This is a genomic window from Mesorhizobium sp. B2-4-6 (assembly GCF_006442775.1).
Taxonomy (GTDB): domain Bacteria; phylum Pseudomonadota; class Alphaproteobacteria; order Rhizobiales; family Rhizobiaceae; genus Mesorhizobium.
Genome location: NZ_VFVI01000003.1, coordinates 271532 through 288332 on the forward strand (window position 1 = coordinate 271532; position 16801 = coordinate 288332).

20 protein-coding genes are annotated in these 16801 nt (G+C 63.6%); 12 read left to right on the top strand and 8 right to left on the bottom strand.

Features of this window, described 5'->3' with window-relative positions:
* Nucleotides 1-5 precede the first annotated feature (5 nt).
* The 4 genes from galE to FJ957_RS11280 all read right to left on the bottom strand — a co-directional run bounded on the left by galE (nucleotide 6) and on the right by FJ957_RS11280 (nucleotide 3789).
* Nucleotides 6-1133, bottom strand: coding sequence for a UDP-glucose 4-epimerase GalE (gene galE / locus FJ957_RS11265; protein WP_140831317.1), 1128 nt, complete (start codon nucleotides 1131-1133; stop codon nucleotides 6-8).
* Nucleotides 1130-2191, bottom strand: a complete 1062-nt coding sequence (locus tag FJ957_RS11270) for a UDP-glucuronic acid decarboxylase family protein (protein WP_140831319.1) — start codon at nucleotides 2189-2191, stop codon at nucleotides 1130-1132. The genes galE and FJ957_RS11270 overlap by 4 nt, the downstream gene beginning before the upstream one ends.
* 494 nt (nucleotides 2192-2685) lie before the next feature.
* Nucleotides 2686-3039, bottom strand: coding sequence for a hypothetical protein (locus FJ957_RS11275; protein ID WP_140831320.1), 354 nt, complete (start codon nucleotides 3037-3039; stop codon nucleotides 2686-2688).
* A gap of 276 nt (nucleotides 3040-3315) precedes the next feature.
* On the bottom strand, nucleotides 3316-3789 hold the full coding sequence (locus FJ957_RS11280) for a carboxymuconolactone decarboxylase family protein (RefSeq protein WP_140831322.1): 474 nt from the start codon (nucleotides 3787-3789) through the stop codon (nucleotides 3316-3318).
* A gap of 135 nt (nucleotides 3790-3924) precedes the next feature.
* Between FJ957_RS11280 and FJ957_RS11285 the strand changes: the two genes are divergently transcribed.
* Genes FJ957_RS11285 through FJ957_RS11295 form a run of 3 tightly spaced genes read left to right on the top strand, consistent with a single transcriptional unit; the run spans nucleotide 3925 to nucleotide 6090 of the window.
* On the top strand, nucleotides 3925-4533 hold the full coding sequence (locus FJ957_RS11285; protein ID WP_246685809.1) for a TetR/AcrR family transcriptional regulator: 609 nt from the start codon (nucleotides 3925-3927) through the stop codon (nucleotides 4531-4533).
* Between the two features lie 20 nt (nucleotides 4534-4553).
* Nucleotides 4554-5183 (top strand): hypothetical protein, encoded by a 630-nt coding sequence (locus FJ957_RS11290; RefSeq protein ID WP_140831324.1) that lies wholly within the window; start codon nucleotides 4554-4556, stop codon nucleotides 5181-5183.
* 58 nt (nucleotides 5184-5241) lie between these two features.
* Nucleotides 5242-6090 (top strand): 23S rRNA (adenine(2030)-N(6))-methyltransferase RlmJ, encoded by an 849-nt coding sequence (locus FJ957_RS11295; protein WP_140831326.1) that lies wholly within the window; start codon nucleotides 5242-5244, stop codon nucleotides 6088-6090.
* Here the strand turns inward: FJ957_RS11295 and FJ957_RS11300 are convergent.
* Nucleotides 5975-6859, bottom strand: coding sequence for a helix-turn-helix domain-containing protein (locus tag FJ957_RS11300; RefSeq protein ID WP_140831328.1), 885 nt, complete (start codon nucleotides 6857-6859; stop codon nucleotides 5975-5977). The two genes, FJ957_RS11295 and FJ957_RS11300, sit on opposite strands and share 116 nt — an antisense overlap.
* A 181-nt stretch (nucleotides 6860-7040) precedes the next feature.
* On the opposite strand from FJ957_RS11300, the gene FJ957_RS11305 reads away from it, so the two are divergent.
* From FJ957_RS11305 to FJ957_RS11315, 3 genes are all read left to right on the top strand, one after another.
* Nucleotides 7041-7463: a VOC family protein gene (locus FJ957_RS11305; RefSeq protein WP_140785110.1), complete on the top strand. Its 423-nt coding sequence runs from the start codon at nucleotides 7041-7043 to the stop codon at nucleotides 7461-7463.
* 34 nt (nucleotides 7464-7497) lie between these two features.
* Nucleotides 7498-7863 (top strand): DoxX family protein, encoded by a 366-nt coding sequence (locus FJ957_RS11310; RefSeq protein ID WP_140831330.1) that lies wholly within the window; start codon nucleotides 7498-7500, stop codon nucleotides 7861-7863.
* A 107-nt stretch (nucleotides 7864-7970) separates the two neighbouring features.
* Nucleotides 7971-8423, top strand: a complete 453-nt coding sequence (locus FJ957_RS11315) for a hypothetical protein (RefSeq protein WP_140831332.1) — start codon at nucleotides 7971-7973, stop codon at nucleotides 8421-8423.
* 189 nt (nucleotides 8424-8612) lie between these two features.
* On the opposite strand, the gene FJ957_RS11325 is transcribed toward FJ957_RS11315, so the two are convergent.
* Complete coding sequence (locus FJ957_RS11325) at nucleotides 8613-9017, bottom strand: YciI family protein (protein ID WP_140831336.1); 405 nt, start codon at nucleotides 9015-9017, stop codon at nucleotides 8613-8615.
* A gap of 145 nt (nucleotides 9018-9162) precedes the next feature.
* Nucleotides 9163-9753 carry a TetR/AcrR family transcriptional regulator gene (locus FJ957_RS11330; protein ID WP_140680075.1) on the bottom strand — a complete coding sequence of 197 codons (591 nt, stop codon included), beginning with the start codon at nucleotides 9751-9753 and terminating at the stop codon, nucleotides 9163-9165.
* A 102-nt stretch (nucleotides 9754-9855) separates the two neighbouring features.
* Between FJ957_RS11330 and FJ957_RS11335 the strand changes: the two genes are divergently transcribed.
* The 4 genes from FJ957_RS11335 to FJ957_RS11350 all read left to right on the top strand — a co-directional run bounded on the left by FJ957_RS11335 (nucleotide 9856) and on the right by FJ957_RS11350 (nucleotide 12540).
* On the top strand, nucleotides 9856-10371 hold the full coding sequence (locus FJ957_RS11335) for a DinB family protein (RefSeq protein ID WP_140831338.1): 516 nt from the start codon (nucleotides 9856-9858) through the stop codon (nucleotides 10369-10371).
* A 428-nt stretch (nucleotides 10372-10799) separates the two neighbouring features.
* Nucleotides 10800-11174 carry a hypothetical protein gene (locus FJ957_RS31785; RefSeq protein ID WP_181177539.1) on the top strand — a complete coding sequence of 125 codons (375 nt, stop codon included), beginning with the start codon at nucleotides 10800-10802 and terminating at the stop codon, nucleotides 11172-11174.
* A 271-nt stretch (nucleotides 11175-11445) separates the two neighbouring features.
* Entirely contained in the window at nucleotides 11446-12042 is a 597-nt protein-coding gene (locus FJ957_RS11345; RefSeq protein ID WP_140831340.1) for a glutathione S-transferase, read from the top strand.
* A gap of 129 nt (nucleotides 12043-12171) precedes the next feature.
* Complete coding sequence (locus FJ957_RS11350; protein ID WP_140831342.1) at nucleotides 12172-12540, top strand: TfoX/Sxy family protein; 369 nt, start codon at nucleotides 12172-12174, stop codon at nucleotides 12538-12540.
* 93 nt (nucleotides 12541-12633) lie between these two features.
* Here FJ957_RS11350 and FJ957_RS11355 read toward each other — a convergent pair whose 3' ends face one another.
* Complete coding sequence (locus tag FJ957_RS11355; RefSeq protein ID WP_140644522.1) at nucleotides 12634-13281, bottom strand: outer membrane protein; 648 nt, start codon at nucleotides 13279-13281, stop codon at nucleotides 12634-12636.
* A gap of 413 nt (nucleotides 13282-13694) precedes the next feature.
* Between FJ957_RS11355 and FJ957_RS11360 the strand changes: the two genes are divergently transcribed.
* Nucleotides 13695-14459, top strand: a complete 765-nt coding sequence (locus FJ957_RS11360; RefSeq protein ID WP_140831345.1) for an SDR family oxidoreductase — start codon at nucleotides 13695-13697, stop codon at nucleotides 14457-14459.
* Complete coding sequence (gene uvrC, locus FJ957_RS11365; RefSeq protein ID WP_140831347.1) at nucleotides 14456-16540, top strand: excinuclease ABC subunit UvrC; 2085 nt, start codon at nucleotides 14456-14458, stop codon at nucleotides 16538-16540. The genes FJ957_RS11360 and uvrC overlap by 4 nt, the downstream gene beginning before the upstream one ends.
* Nucleotides 16541-16801 lie beyond the last annotated feature (261 nt).

Genomic DNA, 16801 nt, shown 5'->3' on the forward strand with positions numbered 1-16801 from the left:
CGGCCTTAGCCGAACTCAGCGAGCCCACGCCCCGACACATTACTCACAGGGCCGACCACCGGCCTTGCGGGCCGGCGTTTCGGATTGGCGTTCGCGCCGCGCGGCGCGCGCAATGCGCGTGGCACGGCGGCCGAAGCGCTGGAACCATGCGAGGCCGTACCGAACCCGAAGAAGGGCGCCGCGGTCCTGACGATGGTGTCGATGTCTGACAGTTGCGCCACAAAGCCCAGTTGCTCGCGCGCGAGGCGGGGGTCGGCAAAAAGCCCCGCCGGGTCGCCGGAGCGGCGCGCCCTGTACATCACCGGGACCGGCCGGGACGTGATCCGCTCGACCGCCTCCATGATCTCTCTGATCGAGACCCCACGGCCGGTGCCGAGGTTGACCGCGAGGCTTTTGCCGCCGGCCTCGAGATGCTGTAGGGCCTTGAGATGCGCCCGGGCGAGGTCGCTGACATGGATATAGTCGCGCACGCAGGTGCCGTCCGCGGTCTCGTAGTCGGTGCCGAAGACCTCGATCGCGTCGATCATGCCGGACGCCGCCATCAATACCTTGGGGATGAGATGGGTTTCCGGCGTGTGCCATTCGCCAAGCTCGCCGTCGGGGTCGGCGCCGCAGGCATTGAAGTAGCGCAGGATTGCGTATTTCGTGCCGTAGGCCGAGGCGTGGTCCCTGATGATCTCCTCGCCCATCAGCTTGCTGCGGCCGTAAGGGCTGATCGGGTTCTGAGATGAAGTCTCGCGCACGGGCAGCGTCTCAGGCATGCCATAGGTCGCGCAGCTGGACGAGAAGATGATGTTGCCGATACCGTTGGCCCGCGCGACCTCGAGCACGGCGATCGTGCCGGCGACATTGACCGAATAGTAGTCCGCCGGGTCGCTGACCGACTCGCCGACATAGGCAAGCGCGGCGAAATGGATGACCGCCCGCGGCCGGTGGATGGCGATGGCTCGCTCGAGCGCGTCGCGGTCGCGAATATCGCCCACCACCAGCGGACCCCAGGCCACCGTCTTCTCGTTGCCGCGGCTGAGATTGTCGTAGACCACAGGCAGATAGCCGGCCGCCGCCAGTTGCTTGCAGGTGTGGCTGCCGATGAAGCCTGCGCCGCCCGTCACCAGGATGGGGCGGGCACTCATAGCGCGGCCGCCTCGCCGCGGGCCGACGGGCGGCCGCTATGCTGAGCTGCGGGCCGCCGGCTACCCAGCAGGGCCTCGAAATAGGCCGCGGTGTGGGCCAAACCCTCGCCGAGCGAGACCTTTGGCTCCCAGCCAAGATGCTGCCTGGCAAAAGCGATATCAGGCTTGCGCTGCCTGGGGTCGTCGACAGGCAGCGGCCGGTGCACGATCCGCGAGCGGGAATTCGTATAATCGAGAACGAACTCGGCCAATTCCATGACGGTGAATTCGCTGGGATTGCCGAGATTGACCGGATGTGTCGGCGCCACCGGCGACCGCATCAGCCGCACGAACCCTTCGATCAGGTCGTCGACATAGCAGAAGGAGCGCGTCTGCGTGCCGCTGCCATAGACGGTGATCTCTTCGCCGCGCAGCGCCTGCACGATGAAATTGGATACCACGCGTCCATCGTCAGGCTGCATGCGCGGCCCATAGGTGTTGAAGATGCGCGCGACGCGGATATCGATGCCGTACGTCCTCGAATAATCGAAGAACAACGTTTCGGCCGAGCGCTTGCCCTCGTCGTAGCAGGCACGCGGGCCATGCGTGTTGACGTTGCCGAAGTAGCTTTCCGGCTGCGGATGCACCAGCGGGTCGCCATAGACCTCGGAGGTCGAAGCCTGGAAAATCTTGGCATTGTGGCGCCGGGCAAGCTCCAGAAGGTTGATCGCCCCGAGCACGCTCGTCTTGAACGTGTGGATCGGATCGGCCTGGTAGTGCGGCGGGGAGGCGGGGCACGCAAGGTTGTAGATTTCGTCGACTGCAAGATCCATCGGCAAGGTGTCGATGACGTCGTGCTTGATCAAGGTGAAGGAGGCGTCGCGTGCGATGCCGGCCAGATTGTATCTCTTGCCGGTGTGGAAATTGTCCAACGCGATGACTTCATAGCCGTCAGCAAGCAGCCGCTCGCATAAATGAGAACCGAGGAATCCCGCTCCGCCAGTTACAAGGGCCCGGCCACGGTCGATGCTCTTTTTGCCAGACCCGACCGGTTTCAGAACCTTGATGACCCTATTCATGACGACCTCATACGCACACACACGCTACCGTTCCGGGACGGGGCCTTGCCCGACCAGGTTGTAAGAGCGATTCCCCCGCATGCGCGGAATCGCTGGCACTGATGTGCGTCATAATTTTCTGAGTTCGCGGAGCTTGTTGCCTACGGCTTATTTTGCCGTTTAGGCGTCCCTTCTGCCCCTAAGTTGCGATCTATGAGACGGTTGCCACCATCGCAGACTGCTCGCCCAAATTGCACACCCAACGCATACAAAGATATACCTGCGCCGGGGCTAGTCAACTAAATTAGCGTTTTGTTAACCTTGCGCCTTCGCGATTGGTTAACGATGGCGGGCGCTTACCCGGCTGGTCGGCGGTGAAGCCTTGCTTGGAACACTTTGTAACTGGCGCTGCACTAACCGAATTGCAGAAGCATGTCGAAAGCAGCCTTCGGCGTCATCCTTCAAGCCTCGAAGCAACGCTATCATGACGCCAGGTCGAGGCTGCCGCGCCGTGTCTAGATGTTCTCGGCAAGCGCCCCGGAACTTCTAGCGAAACAATGCGATTGCTGTCCGAAGCCGCTTGGGCCGCAAACGAAAGCAGCGTTCCCGAGATAAGGATTGGCGCTTGCGACAGGAGCCGGGCGAGACAGGTTCAATATCTGGGCGGGCCGGCTCGGCTTCAAGTCGATCAAGGCGGCGTTGCCGCTTTGTGAGACGCTGAATGAAGTCGACTGGCCAAAGTTGAAGTATTGACAACCGGAAGTTGCCAACAATGCACCCAAAACAAAAAGATAAGACCAGGCGTTGATCGGCACGCGGAAATTGTTGTTGGGGCAAGACCGGCTTAAGCCGCGATAAGCCATGAGCATGAAGTAGTGTCCCCTCAAACGCGCGGCGCTTATGTTCGAATCATTGATCGGTCACCCACATAACTCATTATGGCAAAGTTGATTAATTTAGCGATAGCTGTTTGAACGCTTCCAAGGATTTTTCTGTCGCCGCAAAGGGCGGGACGGCTCGAGGAGCGGGCATGCGGCCGCCCGCCGACGACGATCGAGCGGAGGGCGGCTGGTTGGCCGCGAGCAAAAAAATGGCCCGCGTGGCTGCGGGCCATTTGTCGCCTTCGGTGTCTGGTGCCTGCCGCTTTACTGGCTGCCCATCTCTTTCTTGAACTGGTCGAAATCGACCTGCATGCCGTTGAAGATGGTGCTCCAATGGCGCGTCAGTGCCGCCATGGCGACGGCCTCCTGGATCTCCTGGTCGGTGGCGCCGGCGTGCTTGGCGTTCTCGGTATCCGACCAGATGCAGTAGCTGCACGGGATCTGCGCCGCGACCGCCAGCGAGATCAGCGACTTCTCCTTCGGCGTCAGCGCCGTTTTGTCGCTGAGCTCGATGGCCTTGACCTCGGCCCAGGCGCCGGGCAGACCGGCCTTTGGAAACTGTTTCACGAAGCTCGGCACGCCGCCCATCGTCGACTGGATGTCCTTGAGGGCGGCGTCGTAGTCATCGGCCCGGGCAGGCGCGGAAGCCAGAGCAGTGGCAAACACGCTCGCGGCGGCGATGAGCGAGGCGAAACGACGGCAGGAATGCACGGTTGAGACGATGCGAATGACTGACATGATGTTCTCCTCTGGTTTTTGTTAGCCTTACGATGTAAGGTGCGTGGAAGATGAACCTTACAGTGTAAGTTGTCAAGCGACGCCATGGATGCACCGAGTAAAAAAAGGCGACCCCGCGGAAAACTCTCCCGCGAGATGATCGAGGACGCCGCCTTCGAGGTGATCGAGCGGGAAGGGCTTTCCGGCTTTTCGATGCGCAAGCTCGCCGCCAGGCTCGGCTGCGAGGCGATGAGCATCTACCACCACTTTCCCTCGCAGGCGCATCTGTACGAGGCGCTGATCGACCGGCAGATCGGTCCGCTGCAAATGCCGGATCTGGATTTGCCATGGCGCCAAAGAATGCGCTTGGCGGTGCTGGATTATCGCCGGATTGGCCGTGAGCATCCGGCCTTCGCGACCTACTTTCTGAGCTACCGGATGAATTCGCCCATTTGCCTCGCCTATATCAACGGCATTGTCGGCCTGTTCAACGAGGGCGGATTCGATCAGGAAACCGCCGCGCGGCTGTTCCGCGCCATTGGATACTATCTGGGAGGCGCGATCCTGGACGAGACCGCCGGCTACGCCAAAGGTCCTTCTGCGACCACGCCTGTAAGCAAAGAACAGCTCGCGCGCGATTTTCCCAACATCGCCGCCGCTGGTCGCTACTTCGGCACCGCCGAATTCGACAAGACTTTCGATCTCGGCCTCGAAATGCTGCTGGACGAGATGGAACGCATCCGAGACGGTGCGAACGCGAAATAGTTGCAAGGGTACGGCTCTGAATGCGCTTCCTCTTTGTCCTTCTCCTCATCGTTGGTGCCGCCATCGGCATCTTCTATCCCTGGGCGATGAGTAATTTTTCCGGCCATGCGATCGGCACTTACCGCGTCTATGAGGGCGGCCGCTTTCGGCCGGTCACCGTGCAACTCGCCGCAAGCGACGCGCCGGTGAGGGTGCTGGTCGACTTGACCGCGCGGGCCGAGCGCGTCGCTGGCCAGCAGCGCACGGTGCTGACGCTGACCGCGGCGAACGGCGGCCGCACGGCGCTGGCGTCGGCGCTCTCCTTCAACCACACCGACAATCCCCGCCAGGCGAGCCCGCAACTGCCCGACAAGATCTTTCGCGACGAGGGCGGCGTCATCGATAGGGTCACGCCCGGTCCTTATGTGTTCACCGTCGGCCCCGGCGATGCCGACGGCATCGATATGCGCGCGGTCGATCTCATCCTGCGCGCCGGCACCGGCTCGATCGACGAACGCGCGCAGCCGGCCGGCTATACGCTGATGGGCGTCGGCCTTGCCGGACTGGCGCTGTCGCTGGTCTTCGGGCGCCGCGGCGGAGGCGATCCCCAGAATCCCAATTCGCAGCCGCCACCGCCACGCTGGGGCCGCAACGGTTCGGCACGAGCATGATACCGAAAAGTGTTAAGCGGTTTTCGGTCGACATCATGCTCTCTAGTGGTAGGCGCGCATGAATTATCGCCACGCCTACCACGCCGGCAATTTCGCCGATGTCGTCAAGCATGCCGTGCTCTCGCGCCTCGTCGAATACCTCAAGCAGAAGGATAAGGCGTTTCGCGTCATCGACACCCATGCCGGCATCGGCCGCTACAACCTTGCCTCGGTGGAGGCCGGCAAAACAGGCGAATGGCAGGGCGGCATCGGCCGGGTGGCCGAGGCGACGCTCGAGCCGCGGGCGGCGGCGCTGCTTCAGCCCTATCTGGAGGCGGTGCGCGCGCAAAATCCCGACGGCGGCCTCAAGCATTATCCCGGCTCGCCGTTGATCGTGCGCCATCTCCTGCGCAACCAGGATCGGCTGACGGCGATCGAACTGCACCCCAAGGATGCCGCGCGGCTGAAATCCGTCCTCGCCAGCGATTTCCAGGCGAGGGTGATCGAGCTCGACGGCTGGCTGGCGCTGGGCGCGCAACTGCCGCCAAAGGAGAAGCGCGGCCTCGTCCTCATCGATCCGCCCTTCGAGGAGGAGTGCGAGTTCTCCAGGCTCGTCGATGGCCTGTTGAAGGCGCATCGGCGCTGGCCGGGCGGCATCTATGCGCTCTGGTACCCGATCAAGGATCGCAAGGCGGTGACCGCTTTCCGCGCGGCGCTGAGGGAGACCGGCATTCCAAAACTGCTCGACATTGCCTTTGAGATCCGGCCTGCCTCGGACGAGCCCAGCCTCGACGGCAGCGGGATGGTGGTGGTCAATCCGCCCTACACGCTGGAAGGCGAATTGAAAATCCTGTTGCCCGCTCTCCACAAGGCGCTTGCTCTCCGGCAGCCGTCGCGATGGACGCTTGATTGGCTGGCGGGCGAGTAGGGCGACCGCGCGCCTGAGCCAGCGCCGTAGGCGTCACACCGGTCAGCCGCCGGCTTTCGCGGATCAGATGCGCCTGGTCGGCATAGCCGGCCTCGATGGCGAGCAACGCGGTCGAGGCTTCGCCCTGCTGCCGTTGCAGGCGCCGGAACCGGTGGAAGCGCAGGATGCGATCGAGCGTCTTCGGGCCATAGCCGAAGGCGTCCTCGAAGCGGCGTCGCAGCGTCCGTTCGCTCATATGCAAATGGCGCTGCAGGAAGGGAACCAGCGGCGTCTCCGGCGACAGGCCCTCGTCGAGGACACCAAAGGCCCGGCCCATCCGCGGGTCCAGCGCATCGCGGCCCTCGGTGCGCATGCCGACCGTCTCTTCCAACTGCCGCAGCATGGCCGGCAGATCGGTCGTAGCCTTGATGCGATCCGACAGTTCGCGGGCACGCGTGCCCCATAACTCCTGGAGGTCCAGCCGCCCGCCGACGATTTCGCTGGCCGGCACGCCGAGCCAGCCGGCGGCCGCGCCCGGCCGGAAGCGGAAGCCGACGATCACCGCGCCGGCGGCAGGCGTCTCGATCTGTGGCACCCTGTCCGGCCCGGCAACGCGGAAGCGGCCGTCGATCCATTGCAGGTCGATCGTCGCGTCAGGCGTGATGACGAGGGGCGGAGCGGCGCGCTCGTCCATGCGGTGGACCCAGATCGCCCAGAAGGCATCGGCCAGGCCTTTGCCAGCGGGCCGTTCCCGGAAGAAGCCGATTGTCTGCGCCAGGACCGGTTCCATCTCTTCTCCGATCTCAACCGTCGGATGCCGGATCGGTGCGGCGGTCAATTTGGCCGAAATCTTCAAGGCCGGCCTCGTCATCCATGGCAGAACAGACGTGGCCTGATGGCGCCCATCGGCGCGTTTGCCAACCAGGTCCGATTTCGGATGTTGGTTTCGAATATAGAAAGGAGTGAGAGAAATGAAAGCTCGCATCACCGTATTGACGCTCGGCGTCGACGATCTGGAAGCGTCGCTCAAATTCTATCGCGACGGCCTCGGCCTGCCGACCGAAGGCATCATCGGCCGGGAATTCGAGCATGGCGCCGTCGCCTTCTTCGAACTCGCCGGCGGCTTGAAGTTTGCCATCTACGAACGCGCCAACATCGCCTGGGATGCCACGGTGCCGCAGAGCGGCCGCAGCCCGACCGAATTGACCATCGGCCACAATGTCGGCAGCGAGGCCGAGGTCGACGCGGTGATGGCCGAGGCCGTCAAGGCCGGCGCGCGCGTGGTCAAGCCGGCGCAAGAAACCTTCTGGGGCGGCTATGCCGGTTATTTCCAGGATCCCGACGATCATCTGTGGGAGGTCGTCTACAACCCGGCCTTCGTCCCCGAGGACTGAGCGGAGCGAAGCAGATCATCGAGAGGACGCCGCCATGACTGTTCAAACCGTTCAAGCGCTTGGCGCTCTCCTCATCGGTGGCGTGTTCGTCTTCGCCGGCATCGAACATTTCCTGAAATTCGGGGCGATGCGCGACTATCTGGCCGTCCAGAAATTTCCGGCGCCGGCCTTGATGCTGGCCGCCGGTTCGGCGGTCGAGATCGTTGCGGGTTTCCTGCTTGCCGTTGGCATGGCCCGGCCCTTCGCTGCTGGCGCGCTGGTCATCTTCACGCTGGCGACGAACGCGATGCTGCTGCGTTTCTGGGCCAGCGAGGAACCGGAGCGCCAGGTGCTGCGCAATGCGTTCCTGATCAACATCGCGGTAATCGGCGGGCTGCTGCTTGCTGGCACTCTTGGTTAGCTGGTGAAGGCTGGAACGAAGTTTTGCGAAAACCATTGTTTTCGCGACCGCTTGACCGCCGCCAAGCGAATCCGCACAGTGCGCGCAACCGACCTTGAGAGGCTGTCATGACTCGCTTCGCCCATTCCGCCCTTGCCGCGCTGGTTGCGCTGTCCACTCCCTTTGCCGCTCCGCTGGGTTTCACCCAGGCGGCGCAGGCCGCAGACCTTTCCATCTACAGCGGCGACGATGGCAGCGTCTGTGGCGAAAGCTGGGTGCTGAGCAAGATCACCGACCGCTTCTCCTACCAAGTGCATCACGTGCCGCATCTGCCGGATGTCGCGATCACAGATTTCCGCAACATCCGCCAGCATCGCTACGAGCCGGCAACCGACGAATGGCCGATCGGCCGCCACTATTGCCGCGCCACCGTCAACCTGTCGGACGGTCGCGACCGCTCGATCTTCTACCTGATCGAGGAAGGCCAGGGCTTTGCCTCGATCGGCGACAATGTCGAATTCTGCGTCTCGGGCTTCGACCGCTGGCTGGTTTATAACGGCCGCTGCCGCGTGCTCAGGTAAATTTTCCGGCTGATAGGCAGGCCGGAGGGGCGCTGTCCCGCCGGCCTATCCTTTTTCTCTCAACCATCACCGTCACCAGCCCGCGCCAGCAGCAGCGCGCGCTCCCGACATCGCGCAGGGTGCGGGTGAGCTTGGCGGCGAGTTTCGGCTGCTCGATCCGCCAGACCGCTTCGATCGTTGCAGTCGCGGTCAATCCTTGAGCTCGTCGAACCCGTCGACGATCTTCTGGACGTCCTCGGGAAAATCGTTCATCTCGAAAACGCGCCGGACCTCGATGACGTCGTTTTCTCCCGCGGGGCAGCGGCGTGCCCATTCGATGGCTTCCTCGGGCGAGCGCACGTCGATCATCCAATAGCCGCCGAGCACTTCCTTGACCTCGGCGAACGGGCCGTCGGTGACGGCTGGCTTGCCGCCCTTGAAGGAAACCCGCGCGCCCGAGGACGGCGGATGCAGCCCGTCGAGCGCAAGCAGCACGCCGGCCCGCTTCAGCTCTTCATTGTATTTCATCATCGTTGCCACGGCCTCGGCCTCGGGCCTGACGTCGGGAGCGGCGGTCGCGTAGCCGCCGGGGATCATCAGCATCATGAAACGCATCTTTGTGTTCCTTCGGTTTGCAGGTTGCGATGATACGACGAACGGCGATCGTCGGAATCGACAGGCGATACGAATTTAATTGCGATGCCGGTAACCGAGGAGGCGCGGGCACGCGGCCGGCGCCAGCCACTTTGCCGTCGCTGCCTCAGGCTGCCCTGCCGCCCGATACGTAGGCCTCGATCAGCTCGACCAGTTGCCTCTGCAATTCCGGCGCGTCGAGCATGTTGCGCCGTGCCGCGTTGTGGATCACGCCCTCGATCGCCGAGGAGAGCACGCGCGCCATCGTCTCGGTATCCTTGCGGCGCTTGCGGTACTGCGCGACGGCCGCCGCGTAGTGTTCGAGATAGCGCGTCTGAAACGAGGCATGCGCGGCACGCGAGCCGCGGTCGCCGGGCGCCTCGTCGAGCAGCACCTGGTGCAACGTCGGATGGATCGAGTGCGCGCCGATCATGCCGCGCACCAGCTCGCGCGCGAATTGCCTGAGCGGCTTCTCGTCGGCCGCCGCTTCGCGAATCACCGACAGCACATGATCGAAGTGACGGCGCCGGATCGCTTCGACCAGAGCGAGCTTGTCGGGGAAATATTGATAGAGCGAGCCGATGCTGACGCCTGCGGCCTCCGCCACCTTGTTGGTGGAAAAGCCCGCCCAGCCGAGCTCGCTAAGAACGCGAGCACCGGCTTCGATGATTGCCTCGACGGTGGCGATCGAACGCGCCTGGCGCGGCTGCTTGCGCATGCGTGCGGCCGGCTTTGCAATGCGAGTAGACATCCTGGCCAGTCTCCCGAGAATATAAACAGGATACTCACATTCATTTCACCAACGCAAATGGGCCGGCACATGAGCGCCAAGACCTTGCTGAAGAGCCTGCTTGTCTATCAGGCCTGGGCGAATGATGAGCTCGCGGGAAAGCTTGCGGGGATGGATCCGTCCCGCGACCCCGAGGAGCGGCGCGCCGCGATCCACCTGATGAACCATATCCATGTCGTGTCGCGGATTTTTGCCGCGCATCTGGAGGGCGTCGCCCATGGCTATGCGAGCGACAATACCCCGGACACGCCCGAACCGCGCGCGTTGCGCGTCGCCTTGGCCGAGATCGACGGCTGGTATCTCGACTATCTTGAAACCGTTGCGGAGCAAGAGCTTGCCGACCCGGTCGCCTTCACCTTCACCGACGGCGACAGGGGCTGCATGACGAGGCAGGAAATGCTGACCCATATCGTCTTGCACGGCAGCTATCATCGCGGCGAGATCGGCCGCATGCTGGCCAGGATCGCGCTCTCGCCGCCCTGGGACACCTACGCCGTCCATCTGCACCGGGCCGAGCCGGCGCGCCGCCTGCGGCGTGATCGCTGACCGGCGGCGACGTTTGATCCCGGTGGTTGAATATGAGCTTTAGGCTCACTTTAAGATGCGCAAGCTTTGGTCGTCGCGCTTGATAGGTTCATCTGTAGATGTTTTCGCTGGACAAGATGAAGCCGACGTTTGGCGGTGTGTCCTCTATTGTGAGCACTATGCTCACATTGTGATATAAGGTTATGCCTCGGGCTGCTGGATGATCGGGTGATAGAAGCAGCGCGAAAACCTGTGGGCCGGGCTGTCACTTCGAAAGTGATAGATTCGCTCACAATTTTTCAATGAGATGCATCTTCGAGCGTTTCGTGTAACCAAAATTCAATAACTGAAAATCATTGTGTTGCTTCGCTGGCTAGACAGTCGCGAGTCAGATATGCATAGACACGCCGGGTCACTCACGACCATCGGCAAAACGCAAGGGGCATCGCATGGCAAAGACGACAACCAAGGCGCCGGCGGCGAAAGCGCCGGCAAAGAAGCCGGCAGCTAAGGCTGCCGCGAAACCTGCAGCAGTGAAGAAGGCAGCGGCCAAGCCCGCCGCCAAGGCTCCGGCCAAGCCCGCCGCCAAGGCCGCGGCAAAGGCTGTGGCTAAGCCCGCCGCCAAGAAGCCGGCGGCGAAGGCAGCGGCCAAGCCCGCCGCCAAGGCTGCGGCAAAGCCGGCGGCCAAGCCTGCCGCCAAGAAGCCGGCAGCGAAGGCAGCGGCCAAACCCGCCGCCAAGGCTCCGCTGAAAGCCGCCGCCGCCAAGGCACCGGCAGCAGTGAAGAAGGCAGCTCCGGCGAAGAAGCCGGCCGCCAAGAAGTAATCGCGTAGCTTCGCTCGCGAACCGCAACAGGTGAGGGCGGGTGCCACCTTGGCCCCCCTCTCGCCAATCCGGTGCCACAGCGGGCGGAGTCGGAGCGGGCGCTCCTCCTAAAGCTCTCGGAAATTTTGCCGCCAGGCAGAACTTCCGGGAGCTTTTTCTTTGGGGTGCCCGCGCCGGCAAGATGCTGTTGGCCAATCCGGATTGCCCGGCTGGCCGTTGCCCTTCGGATCCCGATCGGTCAACAGTGCCGTAAACAACTGGGAACCCGATCATGCCGAAACTGCTCTACGCTTCCACGTCGCCCTATAGTTCGAAGGTCCGCATGGCGGCCGCCTATGCCGGCATCGCGATCGACCTCGTGCCAGTCAAGACGGAGGACAAGCCCGCTGAGCTGATGTCGGCCAATCCGCTCGGCAAGATCCCGGTGCTGGTGCTGGAGGACGGCCGCTCGATCCATGACAGCCGCGCCATCACCCAGCATCTCAACCGGTTGTCGAAGAACGCACTCTTCCCGCGCAATCCGGACAAGCGGCTCGAGGCGGAAGTTCTCGAGGCGCTGGCCGACGGCATCTGCGACTGCGCCCTGTCGATGGTCTATGAGCGCCGCACGCGGCCGGAGGCGATGGTCTACCAGCCCTGGCTCGACCGCCAGTGGGCCAAGATCGCCACCGCGCTCGACTTCATCAACGCCAACCCGCCGAAGCTGCCGAAGAAGATCACCGCCGGCCACATGGCGATGCGCGCCGCCCTCGGCTATCTCGCGTTGCGCTTTTCCGGCCAATGGGAGAAAGGCCACAGCCGGCTCGTGCGCTGGGCCGCTAGGTTCGATGAGAAGTTCCCCGAGTTGAAGGCAAGCGTGCCGGGGTGAGAACTGCCAATCTCCTCCGCAAGGGGGAGATCAGCAGCTTCGCCGCTGCGCTTCTCCATTACGCCGCCCCCACTTGAACCCCATTCCCTTCCATGCTTGCCTGGCATCACCCAAGTCGGAGTGGTGAGCATGGCAAAGCCCTCAACCAGCGCCGCGCCGGACCCGATGGTCGCACGCCTGCGCGCCGCCCTCGGCCGGCGCGCCTTCACCGAGCAGAAGATGTTCGGCGGCACCTGTTTCATGATCAACGGCAACATGCTGATCGGCACCTCGAAGCGCGGGCTTCTGGTACGTGTCGGCAAGGGCGCGCATGCGGCCGCCGCGGCACTTCCTCATGCAGGCGCGATGGAGATGGGCGGGCGCTCGATGGAAGGCTATATCCGTGTCGCGTCCGAAGGGACGGCAACCGACGCCGATCTTGCCGGTTGGCTCGGCCGCGCATTGGCTTTCGTCGAGACGCTGCCGGCGAAGGCGAAACTGCCGAAGCGGTCGAAATGAGGACGACTGACGAGCTCGCAGCCCTTCCGTCTTCCGCGGACACAAAAAAACCGGGCGCAAGGCCCGGCTTTTCCGTGTCGTGGCTTTTACGACTTAGAACTTCATACCGACGCCGAACGTGACGCGGTTGTCCGAAGACTTGACCTTGCCCGTGTCGCCGAAGTTCTTGCTGCCGTAGTCGGTGTAGCGATACTCGACGCGGCCGAACACGTTGTCCGTGATCTTGATGTCGGTACCGGCGCCGGCGGTCCAGCCGAGCATGGCCTTGCTGTCGTTCACGCCGGTGACGCTGTCGTCGATCTTCTGGTTCTTCGCAGCGAGACCACCCGTGCCATAGAGCAGGATTTCCGGGGTCACGGCATAGCCGAGGCGAGCGCGCAGCGAACCTTCGATGCCGGTCTTGGCCGAAAGGCCGTTGTCCGAACCCTTGGTGCCATTGTAGCCGAGGTCGGCTTCAGCACCGTAGACGAAGTTATCCTGCTGCCAGTTGTAGCCGCCGAAAACGCCGCCGATGAAGCCCTTGGTCTTGGCGTCGACGCCCGGGGCCTTCACATGGCCGCCGAAGCCGTAGCCGAGATTGATACCGGCATAAGGGCCGGCCCAGGAAGCAACCGGAAGCTCGGCAACCGGGGCGGGAGCCGGCGGCTCCTCGGAAACGACGTCGGCCGCGAAGGCGGTACCACCAAGGGCGAACAGCCCGAGCGCAGCGGCGAGCGGCGCGAATTTGAGATTGGTCTTCATTGTTATACTCTCCTTAAGCCACAAGACACTTAGGCTTGTTTGTTCATGAAACGCCCCGGCCCGTCCGGGGGGATAAACGGGCTTGGCGCTCAACGGTTCCAAATGTCGTGCTGAAATGCGGCTGAAGCGAACCTGAACTTGGGTCATATCCCGGCGCGAATGAGGCCGAAAGTTGACGTTGCATCTTCGCAACAGCGAATGTCAGCAGGCTAAATATGTTGCGCTGCACAGCGCTTGGTTCAAGGGGTCCAGCGACATATATTGCCGGGAACGGTGCCCCAAATCCGGCGGGGCGGAAGCGCGTCCGGGCCGCTTCGCCACATTCTTGCCCCAGGTGGAAATGGCATTTAACGCTTGGCCCGTCATATTGTGCCGGCTTCCCGGAATCGTGAAGCCGATTGAGGATTGACAAGATGAGACAAGCCACGGCTGTCGCGCTGGTGACGGGTGGAGCAAGACGGATCGGCAAGGCGATCGTCGAGGACCTTGCCGCCAATGGCTTTGCTGTCGCCATCCACGCCAACCGGTCAAGCGACGAGGCCGAGGCGCTGGCGGAGAAGATCGCGGGCGAGGGCGGCCGCGCCGCCATGGTAGCTGCCGACCTCACTGACATGGAAGCCGTGGGCGGCCTTGTCGGTCGCGCGCAAGCGGTGCTCGGACCTGTCACGCTGCTGGTCAACAACGCTTCCCTGTTCGTCGACGATCGTGTCGAGGATTTCGACTGGCAGGCCTGGGATCGCCACTTCGCCATCCATGTGAAGGCGCCGGCGCTTCTGGCGCAGGCCTTTGCCCGCGCCCTGCCTGAAGGCGAAGAGGGGCTGATTGTCAACATCATCGATCAGCGCGTCTGGCGGCCGACGCCGCGCTATTTCTCGTATGCGCTGTCGAAATCGGCGCTTTGGACGCAAACGCAGATGCTGGCGCAGGCGCTTGGGCCCCATATTCGCGTCAACGCCATAGGCCCCGGCCCGACGCTGAAGAACAAGCGCCAGGACGACGCTGACTTCGGCAAGCAAGTCGAGGGCCTCATTCTGAAGCGCGGCCCGCAATTGTCCGAATTCGGCGCCACGATCCGCTATCTCTGGCAGACGCGATCGGTGACCGGCCAGATGATCGCGCTCGACGGCGGCCAGCATCTTGCGTGGCAGACGCCCGATGTGACAGGCATGGTGGAATGAGTCCCGCAGCCCAAAGACATAAAAGAAACGGCGCCGCCGACGATCTGCCGCCCGGTGTCGATCTCGACGTCGAGGACGAGGCGGCGGAGGAGATCGTCGAGCCGGAGTCGATCCCGACCGGGCCTGACGTCGCCTTCACGGCCATAGACTGGACGCCTCATGCCGGCGACGCCGACGGCATGGTCGGCGCTGAGGTGATCCAGACCTTCGTCAAGCGGCTCCCCAACCAGCCCGGGGTCTACCGCATGATGAACGCCGCCGGCGACGTGCTCTATGTCGGCAAGGCGCGCAGCCTGAAGAAGCGCGTCACCAACTATGCTCAGGGGCGGTTCCACACTGCACGCATCGGCCGCATGGTGCGCGAGACGGCGACGATGGAGTTCGTCGTCACCCGCACCGAGATCGAGGCGCTGCTGCTCGAGGCCAACCTCATCAAGCGGCTCAGGCCCCGCTTCAACGTGCTGATGCGGGACGACAAATCGTTCCCTTACATCCTCTTGACCGGCGACCATGTCTCGCCCGGCATCTACAAGCATCGCGGCGCGCGCTCGCGCAAGGGCGACTATTTCGGCCCTTTCGCCTCGGCCGGCGCGGTCGGGCGCACCATCAATTCGCTGCAGCGCGCCTTCCTGCTTCGAAGCTGCACCAACTCCTTCTACGAGAACCGCACGCGGCCCTGCCTGCTCTACCAGATCAAGCGCTGCGCCGGTCCCTGCACCGGCGAGATCTCGCATGAGGGCTATGCCGAGCTGGTCGAAGAAGCGAAGGACTTCCTTTCCGGCCGCAGCCAGAAGGTGAAGACCGAAATCTCGGCCGCCATGCAGCAGGCCTCGGAAGAGCTCGATTTCGAGCGCGCCGCCATCTACCGCGACCGTCTCGCGGCGCTCTCGCATGTGCAGGCGCATCAGGGCATCAACCCGCAGACGGTGGAAGAGGCCGACGTCTTCGCCATCCACCAGGAGGGCGGCCAGACCTGCATCCAGGTGTTCTTCTTCCGCACCGGCCAGAACTGGGGCAACCGCGCCTATTTCCCCAAGGCCGATCCGGCGCTGGAGCCGGCGGAGGTGCTGGGCTCGTTCCTGGCGCAGTTCTATGACGACAAGCTGCCGGCGCGCGCGCTGCTTCTGTCGCAGACCGCGCAGGAGCAAGAACTGCTCGCCGAGGCGCTCTCCACCCATGCCGGCCGCAAGATATCCATCTCGGTGCCGCAGCGCGGCGAGAAGAAGGACCTGACCGACCATGCGCTGCAGAACGCGCGCGAGGCACTCGGCCGCAGGCTGGCCGAGACCTCGACCCAGGCGCGCCTGCTCAAGGGTTTTGCCGAGACCTTCGGCCTGGAAAAACCGCCGGTGCGCATCGAGGTCTACGACAACTCGCACATCATGGGCACCAATGCGGTCGGCGCCATGGTCGTCGCCGGGCCGGAGGGGTTCGTGAAGAACCAGTACCGGAAATTCAACATCCGCTCGACCGAGATCACGCCGGGCGACGATTTCGGCATGATGCGCGAAGTGATGCAGCGGCGCTTTTCGCGGCTGCTCAAGGAACATGGCGATGAGCAGCCCGGCCCGGCGGTCGAGGACGAAACCGGCGAGGAGGATCTGGTCGCCGGCAATGGCGGCTTCCCGGCCTGGCCGGACGTCATCCTGATCGACGGCGGCCAGGGCCAGATGACGGCGGTGCGCCAGATCCTCGCCGATCTCGGCGTCGAGGACCGGGTGGTGGCCATCGGCATCGCCAAGGGCCCGGACCGCGACGCCGGCCGCGAGCGCTTCTTCGTCAAGGGCAGGGACTCCTTCATGCTGCCGGTGCGCGATCCGGTGCTCTATTTCGTCCAGCGCCTGCGCGACGAGGTGCACCGTTTCGCCATCGGCTCGCACCGGGCGCGGCGCAAGAAGGAGATGGTCAAAAGCCCGCTCGACGAGATCGCCGGCATCGGCCCGGGCCGCAAGCGCGCCCTGCTGCTCGCCTTCGGCACCGCCAAGGCGGTCAGCCGCGCCGCGGTCGAGGACCTGGTCAAGGTCGACGGCATTTCCGAGCATGTGGCGAAGCTGGTCTACAATCACTTCCACGAGAGCTGAGGGCTGGTCGCGAGCATGGAAGGTTGACCAAGGCGTCGGTGTGGTGAGGGATGTTGCACCTTGGCGATTAGCTCAAACGCCCACCACGTCGTCATTCCAGGGCGGAGCAGGAGCGCAGCGACGCGGCGCAGACCCTGGAATCCATTCCGTTACCTCTACGCGTTGCAGCGGTTCAGAAAACCTCCGTTCTGCTCCGTTGCAGTCCGCGCGAGGTCACGGAATGGATCCTCGGGTCTGTGCGTCCGCTTCGCTCCCGCTCCG

Bases quoted from the DNA above. Each gene is read 5' to 3' on its own strand.
- galE (WP_140831317.1), bottom strand. From the start codon at position 1,133: ATGAGTGCCCGCCCCATCCTGGTGACGGGCGGCGCAGGCTTCATCGGC.
- FJ957_RS11270 (WP_140831319.1), bottom strand. From the start codon at position 2,191: ATGAATAGGGTCATCAAGGTTCTGAAACCGGTCGGGTCTGGCAAAAAG.
- FJ957_RS11275 (WP_140831320.1), bottom strand. From the start codon at position 3,039: ATGCTCATGGCTTATCGCGGCTTAAGCCGGTCTTGCCCCAACAACAAT.
- FJ957_RS11280 (WP_140831322.1), bottom strand. From the start codon at position 3,789: ATGTCAGTCATTCGCATCGTCTCAACCGTGCATTCCTGCCGTCGTTTC.
- FJ957_RS11285 (WP_246685809.1), top strand. From the start codon at position 3,925: ATGATCGAGGACGCCGCCTTCGAGGTGATCGAGCGGGAAGGGCTTTCC.
- FJ957_RS11290 (WP_140831324.1), top strand. From the start codon at position 4,554: ATGCGCTTCCTCTTTGTCCTTCTCCTCATCGTTGGTGCCGCCATCGGC.
- FJ957_RS11295 (WP_140831326.1), top strand. From the start codon at position 5,242: ATGAATTATCGCCACGCCTACCACGCCGGCAATTTCGCCGATGTCGTC.
- FJ957_RS11300 (WP_140831328.1), bottom strand. From the start codon at position 6,859: ATGGAACCGGTCCTGGCGCAGACAATCGGCTTCTTCCGGGAACGGCCC.
- FJ957_RS11305 (WP_140785110.1), top strand. From the start codon at position 7,041: ATGAAAGCTCGCATCACCGTATTGACGCTCGGCGTCGACGATCTGGAA.
- FJ957_RS11310 (WP_140831330.1), top strand. From the start codon at position 7,498: ATGACTGTTCAAACCGTTCAAGCGCTTGGCGCTCTCCTCATCGGTGGC.
- FJ957_RS11315 (WP_140831332.1), top strand. From the start codon at position 7,971: ATGACTCGCTTCGCCCATTCCGCCCTTGCCGCGCTGGTTGCGCTGTCC.
- FJ957_RS11325 (WP_140831336.1), bottom strand. From the start codon at position 9,017: ATGCGTTTCATGATGCTGATGATCCCCGGCGGCTACGCGACCGCCGCT.
- FJ957_RS11330 (WP_140680075.1), bottom strand. From the start codon at position 9,753: ATGCGCAAGCAGCCGCGCCAGGCGCGTTCGATCGCCACCGTCGAGGCA.
- FJ957_RS11335 (WP_140831338.1), top strand. From the start codon at position 9,856: ATGAGCGCCAAGACCTTGCTGAAGAGCCTGCTTGTCTATCAGGCCTGG.
- FJ957_RS31785 (WP_181177539.1), top strand. From the start codon at position 10,800: ATGGCAAAGACGACAACCAAGGCGCCGGCGGCGAAAGCGCCGGCAAAG.
- FJ957_RS11345 (WP_140831340.1), top strand. From the start codon at position 11,446: ATGCCGAAACTGCTCTACGCTTCCACGTCGCCCTATAGTTCGAAGGTC.
- FJ957_RS11350 (WP_140831342.1), top strand. From the start codon at position 12,172: ATGGCAAAGCCCTCAACCAGCGCCGCGCCGGACCCGATGGTCGCACGC.
- FJ957_RS11355 (WP_140644522.1), bottom strand. From the start codon at position 13,281: ATGAAGACCAATCTCAAATTCGCGCCGCTCGCCGCTGCGCTCGGGCTG.
- FJ957_RS11360 (WP_140831345.1), top strand. From the start codon at position 13,695: ATGAGACAAGCCACGGCTGTCGCGCTGGTGACGGGTGGAGCAAGACGG.
- uvrC (WP_140831347.1), top strand. From the start codon at position 14,456: ATGAGTCCCGCAGCCCAAAGACATAAAAGAAACGGCGCCGCCGACGAT.